20 protein-coding genes and 1 tRNA gene are annotated in these 24,205 nt (G+C 70.3%); 5 read left to right on the forward strand and 16 right to left on the reverse strand.

All coding sequences use genetic code 11. The annotated features are described in order from the left end of the window. Window positions 1-27 precede the first annotated feature (27 nt). From tmk to STRAU_RS32680, 4 genes are all read left to right on the forward strand, one after another. Window positions 28-3,234, forward strand: a complete 3,207-nt coding sequence (gene tmk, locus STRAU_RS32665; RefSeq protein ID WP_016644694.1) for a dTMP kinase — start codon at window positions 28-30, stop codon at window positions 3,232-3,234. A gap of 247 nt (window positions 3,235-3,481) precedes the next feature. Continuing rightward, on the forward strand, window positions 3,482-4,687 hold the full coding sequence (locus STRAU_RS32670; RefSeq protein WP_016644695.1) for a DNA polymerase III subunit delta': 1,206 nt from the start codon (window positions 3,482-3,484) through the stop codon (window positions 4,685-4,687). A gap of 205 nt (window positions 4,688-4,892) precedes the next feature. Beyond that, a complete protein-coding gene (locus STRAU_RS32675; RefSeq protein WP_016644696.1) occupies window positions 4,893-6,494 on the forward strand; it encodes an alpha/beta hydrolase in 1,602 nt (533 codons plus the stop codon). A gap of 131 nt (window positions 6,495-6,625) precedes the next feature. Then, window positions 6,626-6,699 (forward strand) — tRNA-Thr (locus STRAU_RS32680). Between the two features lie 42 nt (window positions 6,700-6,741). Here the strand turns inward: STRAU_RS32680 and STRAU_RS32685 are convergent. Beyond that, entirely contained in the window at window positions 6,742-8,496 is a 1,755-nt protein-coding gene (locus STRAU_RS32685; protein ID WP_078621679.1) for a tyrosine-type recombinase/integrase, read from the reverse strand. Continuing rightward, window positions 8,493-9,281, reverse strand: coding sequence for a hypothetical protein (locus STRAU_RS32690; protein WP_158692179.1), 789 nt, complete (start codon window positions 9,279-9,281; stop codon window positions 8,493-8,495). The genes STRAU_RS32685 and STRAU_RS32690 overlap by 4 nt, the downstream gene beginning before the upstream one ends. Before the next feature lie 365 nt (window positions 9,282-9,646). On the opposite strand from STRAU_RS32690, the gene STRAU_RS32700 reads away from it, so the two are divergent. After that, entirely contained in the window at window positions 9,647-9,814 is a 168-nt protein-coding gene (locus STRAU_RS32700; protein ID WP_016644699.1) for a hypothetical protein, read from the forward strand. Between the two features lie 3 nt (window positions 9,815-9,817). On the opposite strand, the gene STRAU_RS32705 is transcribed toward STRAU_RS32700, so the two are convergent. The 14 genes from STRAU_RS32705 to STRAU_RS32770 all read right to left on the reverse strand — a co-directional run bounded on the left by STRAU_RS32705 (window position 9,818) and on the right by STRAU_RS32770 (window position 24,201). Further along, window positions 9,818-10,600 (reverse strand): hypothetical protein, encoded by a 783-nt coding sequence (locus STRAU_RS32705; protein ID WP_037663445.1) that lies wholly within the window; start codon window positions 10,598-10,600, stop codon window positions 9,818-9,820. A gap of 202 nt (window positions 10,601-10,802) precedes the next feature. Further along, window positions 10,803-11,105: a hypothetical protein gene (locus tag STRAU_RS39350; RefSeq protein WP_016644701.1), complete on the reverse strand. Its 303-nt coding sequence runs from the start codon at window positions 11,103-11,105 to the stop codon at window positions 10,803-10,805. Between the two features lie 87 nt (window positions 11,106-11,192). After that, on the reverse strand, window positions 11,193-12,374 hold the full coding sequence (locus STRAU_RS32715) for a methyltransferase domain-containing protein (RefSeq protein ID WP_259300044.1): 1,182 nt from the start codon (window positions 12,372-12,374) through the stop codon (window positions 11,193-11,195). Next, window positions 12,371-13,336, reverse strand: coding sequence for an ATP-grasp ribosomal peptide maturase (gene tgmB / locus STRAU_RS32720; protein WP_037663447.1), 966 nt, complete (start codon window positions 13,334-13,336; stop codon window positions 12,371-12,373). Before tgmB ends, STRAU_RS32715 begins: the two co-directional genes overlap by 4 nt. A 7-nt stretch (window positions 13,337-13,343) precedes the next feature. Then, entirely contained in the window at window positions 13,344-13,640 is a 297-nt protein-coding gene (gene tgmA, locus STRAU_RS32725) for a putative ATP-grasp-modified RiPP (RefSeq protein ID WP_016644704.1), read from the reverse strand. Continuing rightward, on the reverse strand, window positions 13,637-14,209 hold the full coding sequence (locus STRAU_RS39355) for a hypothetical protein (protein ID WP_016644705.1): 573 nt from the start codon (window positions 14,207-14,209) through the stop codon (window positions 13,637-13,639). The genes tgmA and STRAU_RS39355 overlap by 4 nt, the downstream gene beginning before the upstream one ends. Continuing rightward, the gene (locus tag STRAU_RS32735; protein WP_106968120.1) at window positions 14,206-14,442 is read right to left on the reverse strand and encodes a DUF7848 domain-containing protein; all 237 of its coding nucleotides are present in this window, start codon (window positions 14,440-14,442) and stop codon (window positions 14,206-14,208) included. The genes STRAU_RS39355 and STRAU_RS32735 overlap by 4 nt, the downstream gene beginning before the upstream one ends. A gap of 281 nt (window positions 14,443-14,723) precedes the next feature. Further along, on the reverse strand, window positions 14,724-15,908 hold the full coding sequence (locus STRAU_RS32740; protein ID WP_037663449.1) for a helix-turn-helix domain-containing protein: 1,185 nt from the start codon (window positions 15,906-15,908) through the stop codon (window positions 14,724-14,726). 112 nt (window positions 15,909-16,020) lie between these two features. Continuing rightward, window positions 16,021-16,278: a hypothetical protein gene (locus STRAU_RS32745; RefSeq protein WP_037663452.1), complete on the reverse strand. Its 258-nt coding sequence runs from the start codon at window positions 16,276-16,278 to the stop codon at window positions 16,021-16,023. After that, a complete protein-coding gene (locus STRAU_RS32750) occupies window positions 16,275-16,508 on the reverse strand; it encodes a hypothetical protein (protein ID WP_016644709.1) in 234 nt (77 codons plus the stop codon). Before STRAU_RS32750 ends, STRAU_RS32745 begins: the two co-directional genes overlap by 4 nt. A 51-nt stretch (window positions 16,509-16,559) precedes the next feature. Then, the gene (locus STRAU_RS32755) at window positions 16,560-17,426 is read right to left on the reverse strand and encodes a peptidoglycan-binding protein (protein ID WP_016644711.1); all 867 of its coding nucleotides are present in this window, start codon (window positions 17,424-17,426) and stop codon (window positions 16,560-16,562) included. Between the two features lie 67 nt (window positions 17,427-17,493). Beyond that, window positions 17,494-19,089: a right-handed parallel beta-helix repeat-containing protein gene (locus tag STRAU_RS32760; RefSeq protein ID WP_016644712.1), complete on the reverse strand. Its 1,596-nt coding sequence runs from the start codon at window positions 19,087-19,089 to the stop codon at window positions 17,494-17,496. Window positions 19,090-19,987: 898 nt separating this feature from the next. Next, window positions 19,988-22,147: a hypothetical protein gene (locus STRAU_RS32765; protein WP_158692180.1), complete on the reverse strand. Its 2,160-nt coding sequence runs from the start codon at window positions 22,145-22,147 to the stop codon at window positions 19,988-19,990. Next, window positions 22,144-24,201: a phage tail protein gene (locus tag STRAU_RS32770; RefSeq protein ID WP_016644714.1), complete on the reverse strand. Its 2,058-nt coding sequence runs from the start codon at window positions 24,199-24,201 to the stop codon at window positions 22,144-22,146. The genes STRAU_RS32765 and STRAU_RS32770 overlap by 4 nt, the downstream gene beginning before the upstream one ends. Window positions 24,202-24,205: the final 4 nt, after the last annotated feature.

Here is a 24,205-nt window from a genome sequence, read left to right on the forward strand (position 1 = left end):
ACGCGGGCGTCCAGATAGGCTGGACGGATGACGCGTGCCGAGCAGCCACCCGCCATGAACACGGCCCCCGACGACGCCCTGCTCGCGGACTCCCGCGAGCGCGCCGTGCGCTCCTTGCTGCGCGTACCGCAGCTCAAGCGCCTGTGGAGCGCGCATCTAGTCGGCAGCGTCGGCGACGCGCTCGCGTTGCTCGTGCTGGTGATGCTGGCGCTTCAAGCGGCCATCGCCGAGGGCGCGTTCGGAGGTGGCTACCGCGGGGTCGCCATCGCCGTGACCGCCGTCTTCGGAGCGCGCGTTCTCGCCACCCTCCTCTTCGGAGCGGTGCTGCTCGGCCCACTGACCTCCCTGACGTCGCCCGACGGCCCGCTGGACCGCCGCTGGACCATGGTCGGCGCCGACGGGGTCCGCGCCGCGCTGCTGATCTGCGCGCCGCTGTGGATCGACTGGACGCCCGCCAACGCTCTCGCGATGCTCCTGGTCACCGCGTTCGTCATCGGTGTCGGCGAGCGCTTCTGGACGGTCGCCCGCGAGAGCGCCGCGCCCGCCCTGCTGCCCGCCCCGCCCCTGGAGGGCGCCACGGTGCGCCCGCTGCCCGACCACATGGACGCCCTGCGGCGCCTGTCGCTGCGTACGGGATTCGTGGCGGTGCCCCTCGCGGCGGTCGCGCTCGTCGCGGTCAGCCTCGGCGGCATACTGCTCGGCTCCGGAGTCGACTGGTTCGACCAGCACCAGGCGGGCCTCGCCGCGTTCCTCGCCGCCGGACTGTTCGCGGCGTCCCTGTCGATCACGTACGCCATCGAGCTTCCCGGTACGCACACGCCCCGCCCGCGCAGCCCCCTGGAGGGCCTGCGCAGGCCGCGTACGGGCAGCGGCACCGACAAGGGGCGCACGGGGGCCATCCCGCTGCTCGTGGCCGCCTGCACCGCCGTCGCCGGAGCGGTCGCCGCGGCCGTCGCGGTCGCCGTGCTGCACGCCAAGGACCTCCAGGGCGGGCCCGTCACGTACGGCCTGTTCGTCTTCGCGCTGACCGGCGGTACGGTCGCCGGCATCCGTACGGCGCCCGCGCTGCTGCCGTCGCTCTCGCGCCGCCGCCTGCTGGCGCTCGCGATCACCGTCACCGGTGTCGCGCTGCTCGCGGCCGGTCTGGTTCCCGACGTGACGACGGTCCTGCTGATCCTCGGGCTCGCGGGCCTCGCCGCCGGCATCGCCGCGAACACCGGTCACGCGCTGCTCGACCAGGAGGTCGAGGACTACCGCAGGGCGCGCACCACCGAGCACCTCCAGGCGGTCGTGCGGCTCTTCGTGGCGCTGGCCGCGCTGGTGGCGCCGCTGCTCGCGGCCGTCATCGGGCCGCACCGGATGGTCAACGGCAAGTTCGTCTTCGACCACGGCGGCGCGTCCTTCACGCTGATGCTGGTCGGCGCGCTGCTGCTGCCGGTGGCCGCACTGGTGTTGGCCAAGGCCGACGACCGCCAGGGCGTGCCGCTCCGCCACGACCTGCGCGACGCGCTGCGCGGCGGCGACGACCCGGTGCAGGCTCCCGCCGACTCCGGCTTCTTCATCGCCCTGGAGGGCGGCGACGGCGCCGGAAAGTCCACGCAGGCCGAGGCGCTCGCCGAGTGGATCCGCGCCAAGGGCCACGAAGTCGTCGTCACGCGCGAGCCGGGCGCCACGCCGGTCGGCAAGCGGCTGCGCTCGATCCTGCTCGACGTGTCGTCGGCCGGTCTGTCGCACCGCGCGGAGGCGCTGTTGTACGCCGCCGACCGCGCGGAGCACGTCGACACCGTCGTACGCCCCGCCCTCGCGCGCGGGGCCGTGGTGATCTCCGACCGGTACATCGACTCGTCCGTGGCCTACCAGGGCGCGGGCCGCGATCTGTCGCCGACCGAGGTCGCCCGCATCAACCGGTGGGCCACCGGAGGACTCGTCCCGAACCTGACGGTGCTGCTCGACGTGTCGCCGGAAGCGGCCCGCGAGCGCTTCACCGAGGCGCCCGACCGGCTGGAGTCCGAGCCCGCCGAGTTCCACGCGCGCGTGCGCTCCGGTTTCCTCACCCTGGCCGCCGCGGACCCCGGGCGGTATCTGGTCGTGGACGCCGCCCAGGAGCCGGAGGCCGTCACGACCGTGATCCGGCACCGGCTCGATGTCGTACTGCCCCTCTCCGAAGCCGAGGTGAAGGCCAAGGAGGAGGCCCGCAAGGCGGCCGAGGAGGAGGCGCGGCGGCGCGCCGAGGAAGAAGCCGCGCGCAAGGCCGAGGAGGAGCGCCTGGAGCGGGAGCGCCAGGAGCAGCTCGCCAAGCTCCGCGCGGAGGAGGAAGAGCGCAAGCGGCGCGAGATCGAGGAGGCCCAGCGCCGCGAGGCCGAGCGCCAGGCCGAGGAGGCCCGGCAGCGCGCCGAGGAGGCCCGCCGCAAGGCCGAGGAGGAGCGCGCCCGGGTCCTCGCCGAGGAGCAGGCCCGCGCCGCCGAGGAGGAGCGGCGCCGCCGGGCGGCCGAGGAGGAGGCCCGGCTGCGCGCGGAGGCCGAGGCACGGCGCCTGGAGAAGCAGCGCAAGGCCGAGGAGGCGTTGCGGCGGGCCGAGAAGGCGCGGTTGCTGGCGGAGGCGGCGGCGGGTTCCGCGGAGGAGCCGGTCGCGCCGGCTGCTCCTTCGGGGGCGCCCGCGGCTGCCGCTCCGGCCACGCCGTCCACGCCGCCGGCGTCGGCTGCGCCTTCCGCGCCTGCTGCGCCTCCCGAGTCGGCCGACTCGGGTTCGCCCGACAATGAGACGACCGCGACCGTGCCCACGCCGGTCGTGAACCCGCAAGTTCCGGGTGCCGCCGACGAGACGGCTGTGCTGCCGCAGGTCACGGAGCCCGGGGCGGGCGACACCGCGGCGTCCGACGTGACCGCCGAGCTGCCGAAGGCGTCCGTGCCCGGCGCGGCCGACGAGACGGCGGTCCTTCCGGCCGTGGGGAACGAGCCCGCGGCGCGGGGCGGGAACGCGGCGGACAAGGTGCCGCCGGGGTACTTCCGCGACGAGCGGCCCGGCCCCGACGACCGTACGCGGGAGCTGCCGCAGGTCGACGAGGACGGCACGCCGCGGCAACGCCCGCGCCCCGACTGGGCGGAGGAGACACCGCTGGACGACCTGCCGTCGCTGGCGGACGAACTGCTCGGGTCGCATGAGGGCGACGGTGCGGACGGTTCCGACGGTGCGGACGTGGCGGACGAGGCGGACAAGGGGCGGCGCAGGCGCTGAGGCGTACGTGCGGGTGGGCCCGGCTGGGGGCTCCCCAGTCCCACCGCTTCCCGAAACTGGGGCTCCGCCCCAGACCCCGCTCCTCACGCCCCAGACCCCGCTCCTCAATCGCCGGAGGGGCTGACTACGTGCTCAGCGCAGTCGTGGGCGGCGTTGTCAGTGGGGTGCCCCACAATGAATTCCGACAGCGCGAAATGGGACGCGCGCCGAGCGTGGCGTGCGTCGGGTAGGGCAAAGGCGGTGACCCATGCCGGTATGGGACGACCTGGTGGGCCAGGAGAAGGTGAGCGGGCAGCTCGGCGCGGCCGCCCGTGACGCCGACGCGCTGGTCACCGCCGTCGCGGCCGACACCCCGCTGCCCGAGTCGTCCAAGATGACGCACGCCTGGCTGTTCACGGGCCCGCCCGGCTCCGGCCGGGCCACCGCCGCCCGTGCCTTCGCCGCCGCCCTGCAGTGCGTGAGCCCCGACCGCGCGCTGGGCGGCGAGCCGGGCTGCGGCTTCTGCGACGGCTGCCACACGAGCCTGATCGGCACGCACGCCGACGTGGAGATCGTCCGCACCGACCTGCTGTCGATCGGCGTCAAGGAGACCCGTGACCTGGTCCGCCGCGCCCAGCTCTCACCGGCCGTCGGCCGCTGGCAGGTCATCGTCCTGGAGGACGCGGACCGCCTCACGGAGGGCGCGGGCAACGTCCTGCTGAAGGCGGTGGAGGAGCCCGCCCCCCGCACGGTGTGGCTGCTCTGCGCGCCCTCGCTGGAGGACGTGCTGCCCACGATCCGCTCCCGCTGCCGCCATCTGACCCTGCGTACGCCGTCGGTGGACGCCGTCGCCGACATGCTCGTGCGGCGCGACGGCATCGAGCCCGCCGCCGCGGCCGCCGCCGCCCGTGCCACGCAGGGCCACATCGGCCGCGCCCGCGCCCTCGCGACCGACCAGCGCGCGCGGGAGCGGCGTGCCGCCGTCCTCAAACTGCCGCTGCGCGTCGAGGAGATCGGCGGCTGCCTGCGGGCCGCGCAGGAGCTGATCGACACGGCGGCGGAGGAGGCCAAGCAGGTCGCCGAGGACGTCGACGTCAAGGAGACGGAGGACCTGAAGGCGGCGCTCGGCGCGGCCCAGGGCGGCCGCATGCCGCGGGGCACGGCGGGCGCGATGAAGGACCTGGAGGACAAGCAGAAGCGCCGCAAGACGCGTACGCAGCGGGACAGCCTGGACCTCGCCCTCATCGACCTGACGGGGGTCTATCGGGACGTCCTCGCCCTGCAGTTGGGCTCGCGCGTGCCGCTCGCCAACACGGAGGTGCAGGACATGCTGGAGCGCCTGGCGCGGGGGACGTCGCCCGAGTGCACGCTGCGCCGCATAGAGGCGATCGGCGCGTGCCGTACGGCGCTGGACCGCAATGTGGCGCCGCTGCTCGCGGTGGAGGCGATGACGGTGGCGCTGCGGGCGGGCTGAGGAACCCGTCCCGGGCCTGGGGGCGTCCGGCGCTCGGGGCCCACCCGCACCCGGGCCTACTCGCACCCCGGGCCCACCCGCACGCAGGGCCCGCCCGCACCCTGGGCCCCGCCCCCAAAGAGTGACCGCATGACTTCTGGTTGACCGTATCCCTCATACGGGCACGAAATGTGATCCGACAACTCCACAGAGCTACTCTCGCGAGATGGAAACCCCCCTTCCCCGGGCCCACGTCCCCGCTCGAGCGGGAGAGTCACTTCGCCGTGGCTGCCTGGCCCTGCTGGCCGCCGGCCTGCTCATCTCCGGCTGCTCGTCGGCGAGTTCGTCGAGTTCGTCGACGGACGTGGTGATGGCCGAGCTGCCGAGCGCGACGCCGAAGGATCTCGCGCCGTACTACGGCCAGAAGCTGCGCTGGCGCGCGTGCGGGGTCCCCGGCTTCCAGTGCGCGACGATGAGGGCGCCGCTGGACTACGACAAGCCGGACGCGGGGGACGTGAAGCTGGCGGTGTCGCGGAAGCGGGCGACGGGAAAGCCGGAGCGCCGGCTCGGCTCGCTGCTGGTGAACCCGGGCGGCCCGGGCGGCTCGGCGGTCGAATATCTCCAGGCGTACGCGGCGCTCGGCTATCCGGACAAGGTCCGCGCCCGGTACGACATGGTGGGGATGGACCCGCGTGGCGTCGCCCGCAGCGAGCCGGTCATGTGCCTCAACAACCATGAGATGGATGCCTACACGCAGACGGACGTGACCCCCGACGACGGGCGGGAGGTCGGCCGTCTCTCGGCGACGTACAAGAAGTTCACGGCGGGCTGTCAGAAGCGGTCCGGCAAGCTGCTCGGGCATGTCTCCACGGTGGAGTCGGCGCGGGACATGGACATCCTGCGGGCGGCGCTGGGCGACAAGAAGCTGACGTACGTGGGGGCGTCGTACGGCACGTTCCTCGGCGCGACCTACGCCGGGCTCTTCCCCGGCCGCGTGGGCCGCCTGGTCCTCGACGGCGCGATGGACCCGTCGCTCAGCGCGCGCCGCATGAACCTCGACCAGACGGCGGGCTTCGAGACGGCGTTCCAGGCGTTCGCGCGGGAGTGTGTGCGCGAGCGGGACTGCCCGCTCGGCAGGAAGAGCGCCGCGGACGCGGGCAAGCGCCTGAAGCGTTTCTTCGCGGACCTGGACCGCGCGCCGCTCCCCGCGGGCGACGACACCGGCCGGTCCGGCGGCCGCAAGCTCGGCGAGGCGCTGGCGACGACCGGCGTGATCGCGGCGATGTACGACGAGGCGGCGTGGCCGGAGCTGCGGGACTCGCTGACCACGGCGATGAAGAACAAGGACGGCTCGCCGCTGCTCGCCCTGTCCGACAGCTACTACGAACGCGACGGGGACGGGGCGTACTCGAACCTGATGTTCGCCAACGCCGCGGTCAACTGCCTCGACCTGCCGCCGTCCTTCACCTCGGCCGAGGACGTGCGCAAGGCGCTTCCCGAGTTCGAGAAGGCGTCGCCGGTGTTCGGCGCGGGCCTGGCCTGGTCGGCCCTCAACTGCACGTACTGGCCGGCGAAGGCCACGGGCAAGCCGAGCCGCATCGAGGCGAAGGGCGCCGCCCCGATCATCGTGGCCGGCACCACCCGCGACCCCGCCACCCCCTACCGCTGGGCCAAGGCCCTGGCCTCCCAGCTCACCTCGGCCCGCCTCCTCACTTACGAGGGCGACGGCCACACCGCCTACGGCCGCGGCAGCGACTGCGTCGACAGGACGATCAACACGTACCTCCTGGAGGGCCGGGCCCCCAAGAAGGACAAGCGCTGCACATAACCCCAGCTCACGGCCCTGCCCGCCGCGCTCCCGCCGCACCCCCGGACCGCCCCGGAGGCGTGTACGGAGCACCCTCCGAAACTGTGTAGACTTGGCGTCGTTGCTGATCGCACCATAGGTGCGGGCAGCGCGCCGCCTTAGCTCAGATGGCCAGAGCAACGCACTCGTAATGCGTAGGTCTCGGGTTCGAATCCCGAAGGCGGCTCTTTGAGAGTCCAGGTCACATAGCCCGTGACCTGGGCTTTCTTTATGCCGGGACTCGGCGGGGACGGAACGCGATGATCTTCGCGTCCTCCTGCGTGCCCGTTGCGTGCCCATCGGTGTCGGCGACTGGCTCGACTGCCCGCCCGGATACATGAGCAAGAGCCATACGGGCGACTTCCTCGACCGGGCGCCCGTCCTGCTCCGCCGCCGCCATGATCTGAGCGATAAGGCGGTCGACCGCCGTCTGCTCGACTCCTTCCAGGGCGGGCGCGGTCGGCTCCGGCTCGGGATGTCGAGCCGCGCGCGGCACCATCGCGAGCGTTGCCTCGGCAGCCTCTCGGGCAGCCTTGGGCATGACCGACTGATAGATGTCCCGGGTGATCCGGCTCTCACTGTGGCCGAGGGTCTCAGACACGATCTTGATGTCGACGCCGGCGGCGAGCATGAGCGAGGCGGCGACGTGCCGCAGATCGTGCAGCCGGATCGGCGGCAGCCCCGAGAGCTCGACCAGCCGCTCGAACTGATCGGTCAGCCATCCGGGGTGAATGAACGACCCGTCAGGCATGGTGAACATGCGCCCCGAGTCGATCCACGCCTCGCCGTACGCGAGGCGCTCGGCATCTTGCTGCGCGGCTTGGTCGTCGAGGATCTCGTCGGTGTACTCGTCGAGGTCGATCACGCGCTCGCCGCTGTCGGTCTTCGGCGCGTTCTCGATGACCTCCCAACCGTCCTGCACGAGCTGTGTCGCAACAGTGAGCGTCTTCGCAGCGCGATTCCGGTCCGTACGGCGCAGACCGCACGACTCGCCGCGGCGCAGGCCCCGGAAGGTGATCACGTGATAGAGCCCGTACAGGCGCTCTTTCCTGTCGACGAGGAAATCGAGGTATTCCCCCGCCTGCTCCGGAGTCCACACCATGACCGGGGACGGCTTGACGCCCGTCCGCAGCCACTCGGCGACGCGTTCGTCGGTCCACACAAGGGCCTTGGGGCGGCGGTGCTCTTCGAGCTCAACATGCGCGGCGGCGTTGAAGACGATCAGCCCACGCGCGATGGCGACGTTCAGGGCAGCGCGTAGCGTCGCCTTGATGTGGTGCTGCGTCGCAACGCCAGTGGTCCGCCGGAACGGGTCCATCGCCGCGATGGTGTCTTTGATCGCCTTGCGGCGGCGCCGGTTCTCAAGTCCCTTCCACGGAATGAGCTTGAGCTCGTCGAGCGCGGTACGGCGCAGAATGTTCCCGTCGCGGATCTCCTCGTTCGTCTCCGCGATGCCCTCGAACATCTCGTCGAGGTGCGCGACGGTGAGCCGGTCGAGTCGGATGTGCCCGATCCGCGGTATGAGGTGCACGCGGATATCGGTGTCGTACCGGTTCTTCCCGCTCGTGCGGAGCCCCTTCTTACCGGCAAGCCACAGTTCGAGCCACTCGCCGACGGTCATGTGCTCCGTGAGCGACTGTCCGGTCGCGAACTTGCGCTTCGTCTCCTCGTAGTTGGGGAGAGGATCCTTACTCGCCCCGACGGTTTCGAGCAGGTCGCCGAGACGACGCCGGCCCTCCGTGTCCTCCTTGCCCGCGATGTTGAGCAGAGCCCGGACCTTATCGAGGTCGGCCTGCGCATCGGTCTTGGTGTCGTAGCCGGAGCGACGGAAGATGCGCCGCTCCCCGTCCTTGTTCAGCGGCAGTTCCTGCCGCACGGACCAAACCCCGTGCTTGCGCTGATTGAATTTCGGGCAGACAGTGCCCAGCGGTCTGCCTGTCTCCTCGCTGCGGCAGTAGCAGCGTTTCGTCGTAGAGCCGTTCACTCAGTACCTCTCGGTTGGATGATGGAGGGGTCGCGCAGCATGTCGAGCCCCAACATGTCTTCGATCAAGCCAGGTCGCAGCTCGGGGATTTGGAGGCCCGCGCGCGCCATGTCCTCGATGTGGTTGGCGAGTTCTTCAAGACGCTGCGTGTAATCGGCCCATGCTTCGGTGTGGCCCCTCTTGTCGGCCTTGCGCTTGCCTGCGGCCTCGGCCCGCAGGTACGCCCTGTGGACTGCCTGACGGCGCCGTTCGAACTCGGGGTACAGGGAGGCCGGATAGGCGCTCTCTGCCCATGCAGCGGACCATTTCGGCCCGTCCTCGCCGATCGGCTGTGTCTCGGGTACGTACCGCCCGTCGATGGGGCCGTCGAGCGTCGGCGTTTCCTCACCGGTCCACCACTTCCACACGGTGTACGGGTCGCGGGGGGCGCGGCCCGGGACGGTGGGCACCTGTTGCTCGCGCCCGAGAGGGAGCATGAGCAGCAGCGGCGGCACGGCGAGGGCGAGGCCGAGCGCGAGCAGCTCGTCGGCGGTCACCTCACGGCGACGTCGGCCGTCTGGCTTTCGCCGGCCTGTCTCGATGCTGACGATTGCCGCATAGGTGAGATCGACGGCTCCGAGCCGTTCGCACTCGGCGGCGAGCTGCTCGCGGGTCATGCCGAGGCGCGTGCGGTGTCGGCGGACTTGAGCGGCGATGGTGTCGCTCGCGGAAGTAGCGTTGTGCATATCGCACAGTGCACTATGCCTGTTGCGCAATGTCAACGGTTCCCGTACGGTCTCGATCACGACCAAGGGGGTTGACCTTGAGCAATGAAGGCATGACCCACGAAGAGTTGATGGCCCTCCCGGTGACGTTCCCCCTGGAGACAGCCAACCGAGCTCTCATGATCGGTAGGACGACCGGATACAGCCTCGCCAAGCGCGGTCTGTACCCCGTCCCTCTCCTTCCTGGGCGACGCGGCTACGTCGTTTCTCGCTACCACCTGCACCGCTACCTCGGTGTTGCAGTGTCAGAAGGAATGGACCGGTCGTCCGAGGCCGCGTAGACGAACCTCAAGGGTGCAGGTTCCGCGGTGACCGATGATGCTGGAGGTATGGCCGAGCATCCTCCAGTGGTTGTCCACCCGCCGTCCCCCACCGGGGGGCGGCGGGTGACCATCGGCGATCAGATCGCGGGTTTGGCCATGGGGCCGGCCGACCTCTTCGAGTTCTTGCGCCGCGCTGGCCTCGATCCGGACCTCGTCGAGTTGTCGGACCCCACGTTGATTGAGTGGCGTGGTGGCGGCCCTGAACGCTGGGGGCCGGAGCCGAGCGCGTAGCGGCTACCTCGGGCGCTGTCGTGTGGCGAGGGTGGACGAGCCGGGGGCGCGGGTGGCGCGCTGGTGTTCGGGGCGGTCGGCGGCTTCACCGCGGCGTGTGTAGATGCCGATGACCGCGGGTTTCGCGCTGTCCTCGCTGGGTGCCGTCGTGATGCTCCAGACCAGGCCGGAGCCGTCTCTCACGAAGTGGTGGCCTGGTGTGTTTTCCCAGCGTCCGTAGACGCTCAGGGCTTCGTCGGCCATGGCGTGGAAGGTGTGGGCGAAGTTCGCGGCGCCGATGTTTTGGTGTCCGAAGTGATAGCGGCCGTAGAAGGCGACGGCGGGTGGCAGGAAGGTGATGGGGAGGGTGGTGGCGCGGCGGAGGATGCCGCGCCATCCGTGCGGTGTGCCGGGCGTGGGGAGGGGCGGGCGGTTGTCGAAGTGGGGGAGCCACGCGCGGGTTTCGTGCGGTGGGTCAGTGAGCTTGGGGCACTGGTTGTCGGGGTGGCCTGCTTTGTAGTGCTGGACGATGGTGCCGGTGTTGTTCCATTCGAAGGTGTGGCACTGCTCGTCGGTGAGTCGGTAGTGGCCGCGTGTGGTGTGGCGTTCCCATAGGCCGGTGGCGGCGAGGTCGTAGAGCATGGGGCGTAAGAGGCGTGGGGCGACGCAGAACTGTATGTCGTGGTGGTTGTTGAGTTCGTGGGTGACGCGGCCATGTATGGGACTGTTGAAGGCTTGTTGCGGGGTGATGGGGGCGCCGATCAATTCCCAATGGGTGTGCCTGGGGTCGCGCTTGGAGCGCTTCAAGGGAGGTTTCCTTTCCGAGGCGGTGTGGGCGCGTGGGGGCCCTGGCGGTGGGGTGGGAGGTCTGCGGCGAGGGGGCCGTGGGTGAGGTGGGGTGCGCAGTCCGGGCACGCGAACTGGGTCACGGCCTGGCCGCTGGGGCTGGCGATGTCGCGCACGGGCACAGCAGCGGCGGTGAAGCGCCCGCAGCCGCAACAGGCGGCGCTCATATCGCCAGGGCGGTGACGTCGTAGTCGATGCCCATACTGGCCAGGGCTGCGGCCGTGCGGCGCTCCTTTTGGAGGCGGTGTTCGCGGTGGCGTTCGTGCGCCAGAAGGTAGGGGCGGATGAGGGCGACGTCTTCGCCAGTAAGGGGGTGGCGGAGCTCCTGGACGTGGCGGGGCACGGAGCGCGGGGTGGGTGCGGGCGCCGTGTGAGGTGCGGGGTGGGCCCGGGCGCGGTGTCTGGGGGTGCGGCCGGTGATCACGAGTCTCAGCGCGTGGCAGAGCAGGGCGATAAGGTCGCGCATGCGTCGTCAGCTCCTGGCTAGCTGGTGGCGTGAGCCTCGGCGGCCGGTCCTAAGCGGTCGCCGAGGCGTTGTCGTGTGGGTGCGCGGTCAGCGCGGTGTGAGGTGCCAGCGGGTGCCGTCGGGGATGTACCAGACGGAGGCGTCACCGTTGGCTTCGCGGCCGTAGCCGAAGTTGTCCTGAGCGGGCCGGCCGCGGGTGTTCCACCAGCGCCATGCGGCCTCGGCCTGCCTCCACAGGTCGGGGGAGCCGCCATAGGTGACGGTCCGCGCGTCGCTGAAGGGGACGCGGGCCCATGCGCCGTCGCCGCGCTGGAGCTGGATGCTGGTGGTGCCGGTGTCGTCGTCGAGGTGATAGACGAGTTCGGTATCCGGCAGGTGGAAGGCGAGCAGGAGCCGCAGCGAATAGTGGGCCTGAATGTCCGCGGCGGTGAGCGCGGTGGGGCGCGTCTCGGCTTCGGGGGCGCGCTCGGGGCGCTGGGGCTGTGGGTAGACGTGTGCGTCGGTGCGGGCGGCCATGAAACTGCCCGTTGTGGCCGTGAAGTGGCCGACGGCTCGACGGTGGTCGTCGACACCGAGGCGGATGAGGCCGCCGGCGATGCCGAGCGCGATGTCGGTGAGGATGATGGCGCCGGGCCTGGCCTGCTCGACCCATGCTTCGGGGATGGCGGGCGCCGAGCAGGTGGCGATGATCCGGTCGAACCCGCCCGCCTCGGGGAAGCCCTTCCGCCCGTCGCCGGTGGCCAGGTGGGGGCTGTAGCCGACCTGGTGGAGGCGGGTGCGGGCGATGTCGACGAGGTCGGGGTCGACGTCGATGGAGTGGACGAGCCGGTCACCCAGGCGCGCGCACAGCAACGCGGTGTTGTAGCCGGTGCCGGTACCGATTTCCAGGACGCGGAGTCCTTTGCGCACGGTGAGATCTTCGAGCATGGCAGCCATGAGGCTCGGCAGCGTGCTGGAGGAGATGGGGAAGCCGGTCCAGGCGGTGTCGTCGACCTGCTCGGCGGTGGAGGGATCCAGCGCGGTCACGAGGGTGACGTCGCGGTAGGCGGCGGCGAGGTGCTTGTCGTCGGTGCGGGCCCGCTGCTGGCGCCAGACGGTGATGCCCTTGGCGTTGGTCTCCTGCTCGAACCACGTGGGCACAAAGTGGTGGCGGGGGACGGCGGCGAACGCATCAGCCCACTGCGGGGTGTGGATGATGCCGGCGCTGCGCAGGGTGTCGGCGAGCTGGGTCATGTGGGGCCGGGCGGCATCGAGGTCAAGGTCGCTCACGGTCGGACTCCTTGCAGTTCATCGGCGATGGCTTCCGCGATGGGCAGGCCGGTGGCGTGTTGAATCCAGTCCCACTGACCGCACGGGTTCGCCTCCAGGAACGTCCACTCGCCGGTGGGGGAGACGACGAAGTCCAGGGCAGCGAAGCGCAGTCCGAGGTGGGCCATCAAGCGGCGCACCGCCGCGGCGACGTGGTCGGGGGTTTCGGTGGCGCGATAGGTGAGCGAGTTGTAGTCACTGCGCCAGTCGACGTGCGCGGCCTGGCTGCCGGCGTGGATTTCCGCGGCGAGCAGCCGGTCACCGGCGACGGTGAGGCGTACCTCGTGGGCCTTGTCCATCCAGGCTTGGAAGAGGTGCGCGGTGGTGTCGAGGCCGCTCAGATCGGCGAGGTCGTCCTCGGCCAGGCGGCGGGTGTAGACGGTTTTGAGGGTGTCCTCCTCGATGAACACGGGGGACGCGACGGGCTTGCAGATCAGCGGCCGGTGCATGTCGGAGGCGAACGCGCGCACGGCGTCCGCATCGTTGGTGATCAGCGTGGGCGGGATCGCGAGGCCGCATGTGCGGGCGGCGGTGAGCTGTAGGGGCTTGTACTCGGCGCGGGACATCGCGGCCGGGTGGTTGACCCACCGGCAGTCCAGCGCGGTGATCACGCCGCCAAGTCCGGCGCGCGCCTGGGCGGCGGCGAAGCGCTGCTCGGCCTCCGACATGCCCGCGGGCAGCGTGAAGTGGTTGGGCGAGCGGTAGTAGACGCCGGTGACCTCGGCCAGGCGCATGGACCGGTGCGCGGTGGTGAGCCGTCCGTGCCAGCCATGGACGGCATCCAGACGGGCAGCCAGGGTGAGGTCCTGGGGGAATTCGGCGGTGTCCATGCGGAACACTTGGGCGCCGCGCTCGGTCAGGACGTTGACGACGCGGTCGGTCGGCCAGTCGTCCTGAGCGGCGATGACGAGAATGCAGGCCATCACGTGATCAGTCCTTGGCGCCCTCATCGAGCGGCGGCGGGTTCGTCACGTTGCCGTCCGGGACGGTGGGGTTGTGGGTCTCCATGAAGGGCAGCGGGCCCTCGTAGAGACCGACGGAGATCTGCAACGCCGGGTCGTAGATCGTGGGCGGGATGGTGGTGGCCTGGGTGGCGTCGGGGGTGCGGGCGAAGCGGAGAATCCACGGACGGGTGGCCGTGCTGCTGGGCGGCTCGGAACTGCGGGGGATTCTCCCGTCTGCGGGGGCGAGCGGAAACGCTTCGCGCGGGTGGGCCAGGCTCGTCATTGAGAGGTCCCTTCACAGCCGGTAACGGGTGGGTGTGGTGTGGACCCGCGCCCCTGCCGTGGGTTGTCGGGCAACGTGGGGGAAGCCGCAACAGGTCGTCCGCGACAGGGGGCGGGGGCGTAGGGCGCGGGCCCGTGGAGGCCGGCGTGGGTGAGGAGTGGGCGGGCCGAGAGGCTGTAGCAGCCGTGCCGATCCGTGACAGCGAGGCGGTAGACGGTGCCGTCGCAGAGCGCGGTGAGGGCCTGCTCGTGCTCCTCGATGTCGTATGGCCAGGCGCGCAGGGGCGCCACGGGGTCGGCCGGATCGTGCGTGACCACGCGTACCGCACCGACCTTGTGGGGTCCTTCGAGCCACACGGCGTCGAGGGGCGGATCGATGCGGTCGGCCAGGCGCGGCGCCCACACGTCGAACCACCTCATGGCGAGGCGCGGGGAGGGCGCGGCATAGCCGTCGAGGAGCCACTCGCGAGCGGCAGTGTTGCTGGGTGCCCCGCCGATCGTGCACTCGCACCACACCGTCACGGGCCGCACCGATGGCGCGGGAGGCGTCAGCAGACCCGCGCCGTTCACAGCCAGTTCCCCGGGTGGACGCGGTAGGGCAGGGTGACGTGCTCGCGGTAGTCGAGGTGCGCGGGATGCTCGCGTACGTGCCCCAAAGCCCAGTCCTGGGGTTCCACGCGGTCCTCGCTGACCGGGCTCATCGCGCCGCACACCATGCACTCCAGTGCACCCGTGATCGGCTCGGCGTCCGGCCCCCGGTTCGGCGCGATGGTGTGCTCACGGAAGCGGTGAACGGCGCGCATCACTTCCGCTCCTCGCCGCGCAACAGCGCCGAGTGCGCCTCAAGCTGCCGCTGTAACTCAGCAGACCGCGCTAGGAGTTCATCGGTAGAGACCGGCGAGGTACTGGGCGCGGTCTGCTCGGCCGAATCCTGGTCCGTCGACATGCGGGGCCCCTCAACAGGTGAGCTGGGCGGGCATCAACACCGCTCCGTTTCGGAGTGGCTGCCATCGCATGCTGGACCCACACAAAAGCCCTGACTATCACAGGGTGTTGATAGTCAGGGCCAAAGGGTGACGGCGGGTTATGCGCCCAGCCAGGAGCCGTATGAGAGGAAGCTGTCCGGTAGTTGACGCTTCGCGGCTTCCAACCCGGCGTACGTCTCCCGGACTGTTGGGTGGTACCGAGCCTGTTGAGGCGCAGCCTTGCGCGAGGCTAGGAGGTTGGCGAACGAGCCGTCGATGTCCCCCGTCCACATCTGCGCGCGAGCGAGCTCGGCATGGTGGTGACTGCGGCGCGAGGCTGGCCAGTTCTTAGGGAAGCGGACGGTACGGCCGGCACTGACGGCATCCCCGTATTCGTCGAGTTCGGCGGCGACGCTCACCTGGTGAACCGCGACGTTGGTCGGCCCGAAGCTCAGCCAGTGCACCTTGACAGCCTCGCCGGTCTGGTCGGCCATGCGCCCAGCCTCAGCCAAGTGCCCCTCTGCGCGCCCTCTGTCGTGTGCCCGTCCTGCCATAACCGCTGCGCCGAGGTGCAGTTGGCCGGTAACGACGTCGCGCTCGCGGCCGGGGTCGGCCTGCTCAAGGATGTTCAGGCCCATGTCGACTAGGCGTTCCCCCGTGCGGAATTGTCCTTCGCGCAGGTAGGTCAGGGCACGCATGTAGCGGTACATGCCGCCGAATACGGCGTCCGAGGCGCGGTGGGCCGCCCAGTCCATACGGGACAGGGCGATCGCGGCGAGGTCGGCGAAGCCCAGTTTCGTGGCGACGTCATAGGCCGTGCGGTAGGTGCTCGCGAGGAGCAACCACCCCTCTGAAGTGGCAGCGCTGTGCGCCGCGGTGGTGGCTTCCTGAATCAGCCCTGCCACCTGGCTGGCAACGTGCTTGATCTCTCCAGCACGGACCGCCACGAGAAGCTTCTCGGCATCGTCAGCGAGAAGTTGGTGAGGGCGCGGGCGAATGTCCGGGTCAGGCCCTAGGTCATATACGTCCAGTGCCTCTCGAATGGGGCGTATCAACACGTCTAGTTCATCGGCTCGCAGCTCGGTCATGTACGGCTGGCCGGTGATGGTGGAGACGTCCACACGCATGGCGCGGGCCACGCTGGCGATCACGTGCGGGCTGGCAGCGATGACGCCCTGCTCGGTCTTGGTGAGCGTGCTGTATGGCACCTGAGAGAGGTCTGAAAGGGCGCGTTGAGTGAGATGGCGCTCTAGTCGCAGGCGCTTGATGCGCGTGCCGGTGTGGTCATGAGGTAGAGCGTGCATGCTGGCTGGCTCCTGTCTGACTCGACACTTGAACGGTACCCGTTCAGCTCCACAGGGGACTTGCCAGCACAGCAAAAGGCCCCCTCCGCCCAAAGGCGGAGGGGGCATTAGTTCAGTGGAGGAGTTGCCAGGCGGTCAGGGACAGGCTGATCACGGCGACGATGGCCGTGATGGAGGGGAGAGGCCAGCGGGCCCGCTCCAGGGCCTCGACACGGGTGTCGAGGTCGTCGAGGGCGCGGTCGGTCTGCTCGCCGCGCTGCACGAGGAGGGCGAGGGAGCCGTCGACGCGGGCGAACCCCTCGGCCATGGTCCCGCGCAGTCGTTCAAGCTCGACTGCGACGGAAGGCTCGGGCGAGGGCGGGTGGGTCACTGCGGAGTGTCCTCCTGGTCGACGAGGCCGAGTCCTATGCGGTCGAGCAGGGCCTCGACGCTGGGCAGGGCCATCACGCGCGCGAGGCCGCCCGCGGCGGCGAGGGCGCCGGCGACCCACGGCAGGGTGGCGGGGATGCCGGATGCGTCGATGATGCCGGGCAGGGCGACGGCGAGGGCGACGATGCCCTGAATGAGGGTGCGGATGGTGCGCTTGGTGGAGGTGCTCATGAGGTGCCTTTCGTTGGGGTTGGGTGCTGCGGGAAGGGTGGTGGGGCGGCGCTAGACCTTGGGGACCTTCAGGGCGTCCCAGGTGGTGCGGCCGGGCCAGCCGTCGGCGTCGCGGCCGGTGAAGTTCTGCTTGCGCTGCCACTTCGCGTAGCTGCGGATGTCGGCCGCGGTGAACTGCGGCCCCGGGCCGTTGGCGTAGGCCGAGCAGCCCTCGGCGACCAGGCGCTTGCCCATGGCGGTCACGATCGGCGAGCGCGGGTAGCGCTTGAAGAAGTCGACGCCCGGAAAGGGCTCGAACTTCGGGGCCGGGACGGGCTTTCCGGGTTTGGTGCCGAGTCGGTGGGCGATGCGCTCGCGCATCGTGGTCATGGAGAAGCCGCGGGGGTCCTGCTTCTGGTTGGTCCACTGCTTGTGGCCGATGACGGATGCGGCCGACCAGCCGTAGGCGCGGCAGATGGCCGCGGAGACGCGCTCGATGGCGTCGAGCTGTGGCTCGGGCCAGGGGTCGGCACCGTTGCCCAGGTTCACGCACTCGAAGCCGTAGAAGTGCCGGTTGCCGTCGGCGTCGCCGTCGTTGGGGGCCGGCGGGGTGCGCTCGGCGCGGACGGCGGCGAGGACCTCGTCGTCGCCCACGCCGGCGTGGTTGGCGCGGCCGGAGCTGATCAGGTAGACGGTGCCGTTCTTGGCGATGACGCCGTGGCACAGCGGGCCGGGCAGGGCGGCGTAGCCGTCGTGGCAGATCCGCACGCTGTTGTCGGTGCCGCTGGTCACGGTGTGGTGGATCATCACGCCGTGGATCTGGTCGAAGGATCCCTTGTGGTTGCGGTTGTGCGTGCGCCAACCATGGTGCTCGACGACGGTCACGCCCTCGGCGCGCAGGATCTTGACGAGGCGGCTCGGGGTGAGGGGAGGGGCCATGAAGGGGTGTCTCCAGACATGAGAAAAGCCCCGGCGCGGTGCGCGGGGCGTACGGGGCAGTGCGAGGTCAGGTGAGGTCGGCAGCCGAGGTGTTCGGGGTGGTGGAGTTGTCGTTCATGGCGGCGTTGCCGGTCCACGTCGAGCCGCGGAAGTCGTTGCCATAGCGGTGTACGAACGTCACGCCCGTTTCGGCGGAGAACGCGTGGATGGCCTCGGCGCCGGAGCCGTAGGGGCGGACCTTGTTGCCGGTGACGGACACTGACGAGGCGGGGGAGGAGAGGCGCATGCCGTAGTACTTGGCGTTGGTGGCCCGTCCGGGCGCGCGCACGTAGTTGTCGCGGAGGTGGATGTCGTTGCCGTCCGAGACGAGGATTCCCGTCTGGCCGGGCTCGCGAATTTGATTGGCAACGGCGCTGGAGTGATCGCAGCGGGTGAACGTGATGCCGTTGGAGTCGACGCCCCACACCTGATTACCGGTGACGGTCAGGTTCCCGCTGTCCCCGGTGGAGATGCCGGTGCCGGACACGTTGGTGATCACGTTGGTGCCGATGGTGGCGCGGCTGACGCGCTGCAACCGGATGCCGTTCTGCCCCCTGGCGTTGCCGTCGATGGTGTTACCCGCGACGGTCAGATTCAAGATCAGGCCGGAGGTCTCCCCCAGGGCGACGATCGCGTCGTCATAGCCGGTGCCGGCCCGAATGGTGTTGCCGGTGACGGCCACGTTCCTCAGGTCCTGCGAGGCGCTGGTCTGCGTGCCGTCGGGCAGCTTGGTGTCCTCGGTGTCGGTGAGGATGACGGTGCGCAGGCGCACCCCGGAACCGCACCCGTGGAAGTGGCAGTTGGCGATCGTGGAATCTTCCCAGTTGTAGGCGCTGACGCCGTACTGGGTGATGTCCTCGAACGAGCAGTCGTCCACCGTGATCCGCCGGTGCCAGCGGGTGATCGTCGCGGAATGCGAGCCCACACCGCGCGGCCATGCCGTCGTGCCCGCGGTGCCGCTCGGGCCGAAGTAGCAGCGGCTGATGACGATGTCCTCGCAGGGCGTGTGATCGTACGGGCCGAACTGCCCGAAAACTCCTGAGGACTTGGCGAGGTCTATCTGCACGGCCTCGCTGAAGTCGCGCTGCCCGGGGTCGCGGTAGCCGAGGAAGCGGCAGTTGTCGACGGTGGCGCGCTTGGTCGAGTTGAGCTCGATGGCGTGGTAGCCGGAGACGTCGCGGATTTCGAGGTCGCGGATGGTGATGTCGCGGGCGTGGCCGATGCTGATGCACATGGCCGCGGCCGTCAGCCCCGGGGCGGCGCCCTGGCAGTCCCAGACGCCGCCCTCGATGATGATGTTGCCGTGCCCGGTGTAGCCGCCGAACCCTTGCCCTTGGTCGCCGTTGACGAACATCGTCTCGGCCGCCCCGCGCACGAACCGCGCACCGGGCAGCAGCGTCAAGCGGGTGTAGCCGTTGCCGCGCAGCGGCAGGGTGGCCAGGAGGTAGGTGCCGGGCGGGACGATGACCCAGCCGCCGCCCAACTTCTCTACGGCGTTCAGGGCGGCTTGGATGGCCGGTGCGTCGTCGGTGGTGCCGTCGCCGACGGCTCCGTATGAGGTGACAGTGATCGACTCCGACAGCCGCTCCAGCATGTACTGAAGGCGCCCGGCGGTCACCTGCATGCCTGGCAGCCACTGAGCAACGGGCGTAGACAGAGGGCCTCCTGATGAGCAATGAGGGCGATGATTCGCCTGCGCTTGGGTGCAGAGAGTCAGTGAGGGCTGTGGTGTGGAGGCCGTAGCGCTCCTCGGGCCACTTCTTCTGGGACTGGAACGGCACGCTGTTGGGCGACACCAGCACCTTGATCCAGGTCAGAGGGCGAAACCTGACTCGCTAGCCAGGGCTTCGGAGTGGCTGAATCGGGAGAGGGCCGCTGCACGTCGCATAAGGGCGGGGCAGACAAGCCGCATGGAACCTCGGTGGCGGAACCGTGCACCTACTAGCGGCGCAACTGATATCGGCGCTTCACAGCAGGTGAGCCGGTTTGCCCCTAGTGCAGCAATGAGACGAAGGGGCCAGACCCTCAGGGCGCGTTGTCCAAACTGTCAAATACCGCTGCAATGCTTTGTACACAACCGGCTCGTGACGGATGCCACCCAGTACGCGATAACCTCGGGAGCAGTAACGGGAGTTCGAGCCGCAAAGCGTCTGAGACGGAAGACGAGGGACCGAGAAACACTCAACCGGTCGTTTCGCACGTGGCGACAATTTCCCTGTCATGCAGCAAAAGAGCCCACACCGTGCCTCGTGGCTCGCAACCTTCGGCACGGTGAGGGCCATTGCTGGGATTCCACCTGTAACCAGTGAGGAGTACTCCCATGAGCGAGTCTACGGATACCGATCGCTTGTCGCGACATCCGGCGTGGAAGCGTCGAGCTCTAGACCTCATTGCTCATGCTGCCAGGGGTGCTGCCTACGCCTCTGGCAGCGCGGTGCTGTCCGCTTTGATCATCTGGTGGCAGAGCCGGCACTGACATTGAGCGCAACGTGCCCAGGGGAGCGGGCGTCCACGGATGGCCTTCAAAGGGCGGCGAGGGCAGGGCGGGCGAGCTTCAGGGCGGTTCCTACGGGGTGCGGTAAACGAACCCCGTTGGCTCCACGGACAGTTGTCAGGACCTGCACACCGGCCCGCGGGCCTGCTGTGACAGCCAGGACGACGAGCTCTTCGCCGCCGATGCGCACCGCGATCGGGTACAGGTCCGGGTGGCTGCTGCTCAGAGGCCAGGCCGGGCCCGTCGTGGCGGTGACCTCGGCCGTCGTGGCGTCCGCGTCCAGCGGCGCGGCGAGGGCGCAGTCGTCGGGTCCGGCGGTGGCGTACTCGGCGTGGTCGGTAGTGGCCACCAGCCACGGGCCGCCGGCCGAGCATCCGAATGTGATCTCCCAGGTTCGGATGCCGAGGGTTTCGGTGTAGCCCTCGACCAGCAGCTCGACGCGCTCAGGGGGTAGCCACGGGGGCGGATTGGTGATGGCGAGGCGATGGCCGACGTCGACCGCGGCCGCGGGCCCGGTCAGGTGCGGGGCCTCGTGCAGGGCGACGGTCACGGCGGGGTAGCGCGGGGCGTCCCAGGTGCCGCGGTGCAGGCGCCACCATGCCACCGGGGTGCACTGCTCGTCGGTGGCGAGATTGGTGGTGACCTGCTCGGCGTAGCGGCCGATGCCGTTGGGCGGGGCCTGCACGGACAGCGGTCCGCTCTCGCAGACCGCGCGGGCGAAGGAGCCGCCAGACCGCTGCACGGTGATGTCGTTGCGTACGGCCTGGTCGTCGTCGAGGGGCTCAAGCGGGGCGACGACCTCGCGCGCGGTGTAGTCGAGCGTGAGCGTGGTGGCCTGGGTGTAGTGGGTGGCACGGGTACGAAAGGCCAGGCCGAGGCGGTCGCGCGGTTCGTAGAACCGGCCCTCGTCGGCGTCGGCCGCGTCCTGTATGAGGTCGAGCAGGGTGGCGACCGACTGCGCGCCGATCCTCGTGGGCGTCGCCGTGGGGTTGCCGGTGTAGGCGAGCGGTATCTGTTCCTCGCTGGCCAGGCGGCGTATCCGAGAGTGGGCGTTCTCGCTCTGCCATCCGATCATCGCGGAGCCGGTGTTGGCGTAGGCGGAGAGTCGGTTGGCGAGGGTGACGTGTCCGACGGCGACCTCGCCGGAGGTGCCGCCGCCCACGGTGACGTGGGTGATGCGGCCGACCGCGCCGCCTACGACGGAGCCCTCCCAGTTCGGCATGAGGCCCCCGCCGGTGAGGGTGTAGGCGTCGATGTCGAGGTAGTACATGCGGTACTTGGCGACCGCGCCCTCGGTCAGTTCCAGGCCCAGGCTGAGGCGCCGCCCGCCCAGAAAGTCACCACCGCCGATCACGCGCACGAGTTCGTGCCCGCTGGTCATGCGCCCGTACAGGGTCAGACGGTTGTCGGTGCGCAGGGCGATGGTCCAGCGGGAGATCAGGCCGGTGCCGGCGAGCGTGCACAGCGGGATCTCGGCCTCGGGCGGGGTCTCGGGGATGGCCACGAACAGGCGCAGGGAGACTTCTCCGGTGCTCGGGTAGCGGGGCACCACGCCGGTCAGCGAACCGGTGCCGAGGGTAGGCAGGGCGTCGGATGCCGCGTAGGCGCTGTACGCGGCCGGGCGCACGCCCGCCGTGGTGATTCGCATGGGCGGGGCAGAGGGGAACGCGGAGGCGAACTCGGTTGCTCCCGACCCGTCTTCCAAGGGCCAGTAGGCCACGATGCTGGTGCGGGACGGGTGGGTGAACTCCCTGCGCATCGTCGAGTGCAAGGGCGCGGCGCCTTGGCCCAGGCGGCGCAGGATGCCCGCGGCCTGAACGGACACGGTGACGTCGTGCGGGGTGCCCCAGCGCACTGGCCAGGCCGGGACCTCGCCGACGAAGCGCACCAGGCGCTCGCCCGCGGGGTCGGGCTGGATGGAGACGCGTACGGGGGTGTTGCGGCCCAGCACGCCGTACAGGTCCGAGCGCGGATTGCGAGCGCTGTAGCGTCCGGTGCGGTTGTCGAGGACGAACGAGCAGGTGCTCGCATCCGTGCGGGCGCCTTCGTCGGGGCGCCCGCGCGTGATGGCGATGGGTGACTGGGTGAAGACGTCGGCGGTGATGTCCACCCACACCGTGTCGAGCAGCAGCTCGACGCGGACGCCGAGCGGGGTGTCGGGGAAGGCCACAGGCTCACCCCCGCTCATGTGCCGAAGGCGGTTTGTACGCTGCCGCGGCCGTCGACGCGGACCATGCGGCGGATCAGGCGCTTGAACTCGGCGTCGGCGCCGGTCACGTCCAGGACCAGGCGCCCGCCGCCGCCCGCGCCGCCGGTGGGCGTGCTGGTCTGTGCGGCCATGGCGGCGGCAGTGGCCTGCCCGGGGGTGGGGGTGGTGACGAGGTTGCGCATGGTGCGGTCCACCGCGCCTTGGCCCGACTCGATGCCCTCGACGATGCCCGCGGGAATCCACTGCCCGACTTCATCGGCCATCAGGCGCGAGGGGCTGCCGATGCGCAGGGCGCGCGCGACCGGGCCCGGGATGACGGACTTGGCCCATCCGGTGATCGTGCTCTTGAGCCATCCGCCCATGGAGCGGATGCCCGCCCACAGACCGCGCACGACGTCGCGGCCGTGGCCGGTGAGCAGACCGCCCAGGCTGCCGACGCCGCTTGCGATGCGGCGGGGGAAGCCGCGCACCCAGGCAAGGAAGGTGGCGGCTTGCTGTCCGGCGGCGCTGCGGAAGGCGGAGAAGCCGGCAACGGCACGCTGCCGCAACGCGCCCGGCAGCGTGGCCAGAGCTCCGCCCGCACGGGCGGGGAACCCGGCGAGCCAGGAGCGCAGCTCACTCAGCCTGGCTATGGCCGCGTCCTTGGCGCTGCCGAACCAACCACCGAGCCTGCCGGGCAGGGAAGCAAACCAGTTCAGCGCGGTGCCGATGCCGGACACAGCCGTATCGGTGGCCGACTTGATGAAGCCCCACGCGGTGGACCAGGCCGTCTGAAACCACGTCGTCTTGGTAGCGATCAGCACGACCACGGCGACCAGGGCGACGATGGCGGCAATGATCCAGAACACGGGGCTTGCGAACATCGAGGTATTCAGGGCCCATTGGGTGCCCGTCCAGATGCGGTTACGGGCGGCCACGACCGCTTGGGCCAGGGCCCATGCCTTCGTGGCCACGGTGACCGATCCGAGCACGATCGCGAACCCGGTGAGTACCGGGGTGGGGATGCCACTGATGATCTGCGCGAGGACCAGAACGAGCTGTGTCCCGACACCGATCAACGGCGACAGCGCGACCAGGAGCGCGATCGCCGCGCCGCCGAGGTCTGCGAGAGTCTCGCCGCCCTGGTCGGCCAGGTCGAGGAACTGCGCGAACCCCTCGCTGTCGTCGAGGTTGCTGCCCCAGTCGGCGAACGCCTGGGACATGGTCACCAGACCGCCCGTGACCCCGGCGGAGGCAGGCAGGAACGCTTGCAGCAGACCGCCGAAGCCGACCGCGAAGTTCTTGACGATGTCGAGGATGTCGCGCAGCGCGGGCCCGGCGACCGCGCTCGCCTCGCTTGCCCACTCCTTGAACTCCGCCGACTTGATGCCTGCCGAGACGTCGTCGAAGAACGCGCCGAACGCGGTCGCCGCGCCCTCGACGAAAGGCGTCAAAGTGGGCAACAAATCGCGCAAGAGCTGAATGCCCTTGGTAACCACGGGCATGGTCGTGGTCGAAAGCGAGTCCGACCACGCCTGATAATCGCTCTTCAGGCCGATGAACGCGGTGGCCGCATCCCGTGTAGCGGGCGGGAGTTGGGCGAGCGTGTCGGTGTACGCGGCCTGCTTTTCGGCCGCGTCGGCGGCGCCCTCGGCCGCGGCCTTCTCCGCTTCCTCGGCGAGCTTGGCGACCTCGCTAACGGCCTCCATCTGCGGCCCGACCGCAGCAGAGAACGCCTTGACCGCCAGCGCCGCCGCGGCGGCGCCCGCGGCCAGACCGCCGAGCGCGGCCGTTCCGGCGGCCACGAGCGGGACCGCACCGCCGACCAGAGCCAGCCCCTTGGCCGCGCGGACAGCCCCGGAACGGACGCCGTCGCCGAGCGCCCCGCCCATCGCCGCGGACTGGGCGACGAAACGCCCGCGCAGGTCACGCAAGCGGCCATCGGTGGTGCGGGCGAGACCGGCGAGGCCCGCCTCGGTACGGGTGATGCCCCCCTGTGCCCGGGAGTCGTCAAGGTCGATGAAGCCGACCAGCTCGCCGACGCGCAGTGCCACAGGT

Source organism: Streptomyces aurantiacus JA 4570 (genome assembly GCF_000414115.1).
Classification (GTDB): domain Bacteria; phylum Actinomycetota; class Actinomycetes; order Streptomycetales; family Streptomycetaceae; genus Streptomyces; species Streptomyces aurantiacus_A.

What these genes read in the sequence shown, in the direction of transcription:
- tmk (WP_016644694.1), top strand. Translation starts at nt 28, where the DNA reads ATGACGCGTGCCGAGCAGCCACCCGCCATGAACACGGCCCCCGACGAC.
- STRAU_RS32670 (WP_016644695.1), top strand. Translation starts at nt 3,482, where the DNA reads ATGCCGGTATGGGACGACCTGGTGGGCCAGGAGAAGGTGAGCGGGCAG.
- STRAU_RS32675 (WP_016644696.1), top strand. Translation starts at nt 4,893, where the DNA reads ATGGAAACCCCCCTTCCCCGGGCCCACGTCCCCGCTCGAGCGGGAGAG.
- STRAU_RS39350 (WP_016644701.1), bottom strand. Translation starts at nt 11,105, where the DNA reads ATGCGCGACCTTATCGCCCTGCTCTGCCACGCGCTGAGACTCGTGATC.
- tgmB (WP_037663447.1), bottom strand. Translation starts at nt 13,336, where the DNA reads ATGGCCTGCATTCTCGTCATCGCCGCTCAGGACGACTGGCCGACCGAC.
- tgmA (WP_016644704.1), bottom strand. Translation starts at nt 13,640, where the DNA reads ATGACGAGCCTGGCCCACCCGCGCGAAGCGTTTCCGCTCGCCCCCGCA.
- STRAU_RS32735 (WP_106968120.1), bottom strand. Translation starts at nt 14,442, where the DNA reads ATGCGCGCCGTTCACCGCTTCCGTGAGCACACCATCGCGCCGAACCGG.
- STRAU_RS32740 (WP_037663449.1), bottom strand. Translation starts at nt 15,908, where the DNA reads ATGCACGCTCTACCTCATGACCACACCGGCACGCGCATCAAGCGCCTG.
- STRAU_RS32750 (WP_016644709.1), bottom strand. Translation starts at nt 16,508, where the DNA reads ATGAGCACCTCCACCAAGCGCACCATCCGCACCCTCATTCAGGGCATC.
- STRAU_RS32755 (WP_016644711.1), bottom strand. Translation starts at nt 17,426, where the DNA reads ATGGCCCCTCCCCTCACCCCGAGCCGCCTCGTCAAGATCCTGCGCGCC.
- STRAU_RS32760 (WP_016644712.1), bottom strand. Translation starts at nt 19,089, where the DNA reads ATGCAGGTGACCGCCGGGCGCCTTCAGTACATGCTGGAGCGGCTGTCG.
- STRAU_RS32765 (WP_158692180.1), bottom strand. Translation starts at nt 22,147, where the DNA reads ATGAGCGGGGGTGAGCCTGTGGCCTTCCCCGACACCCCGCTCGGCGTC.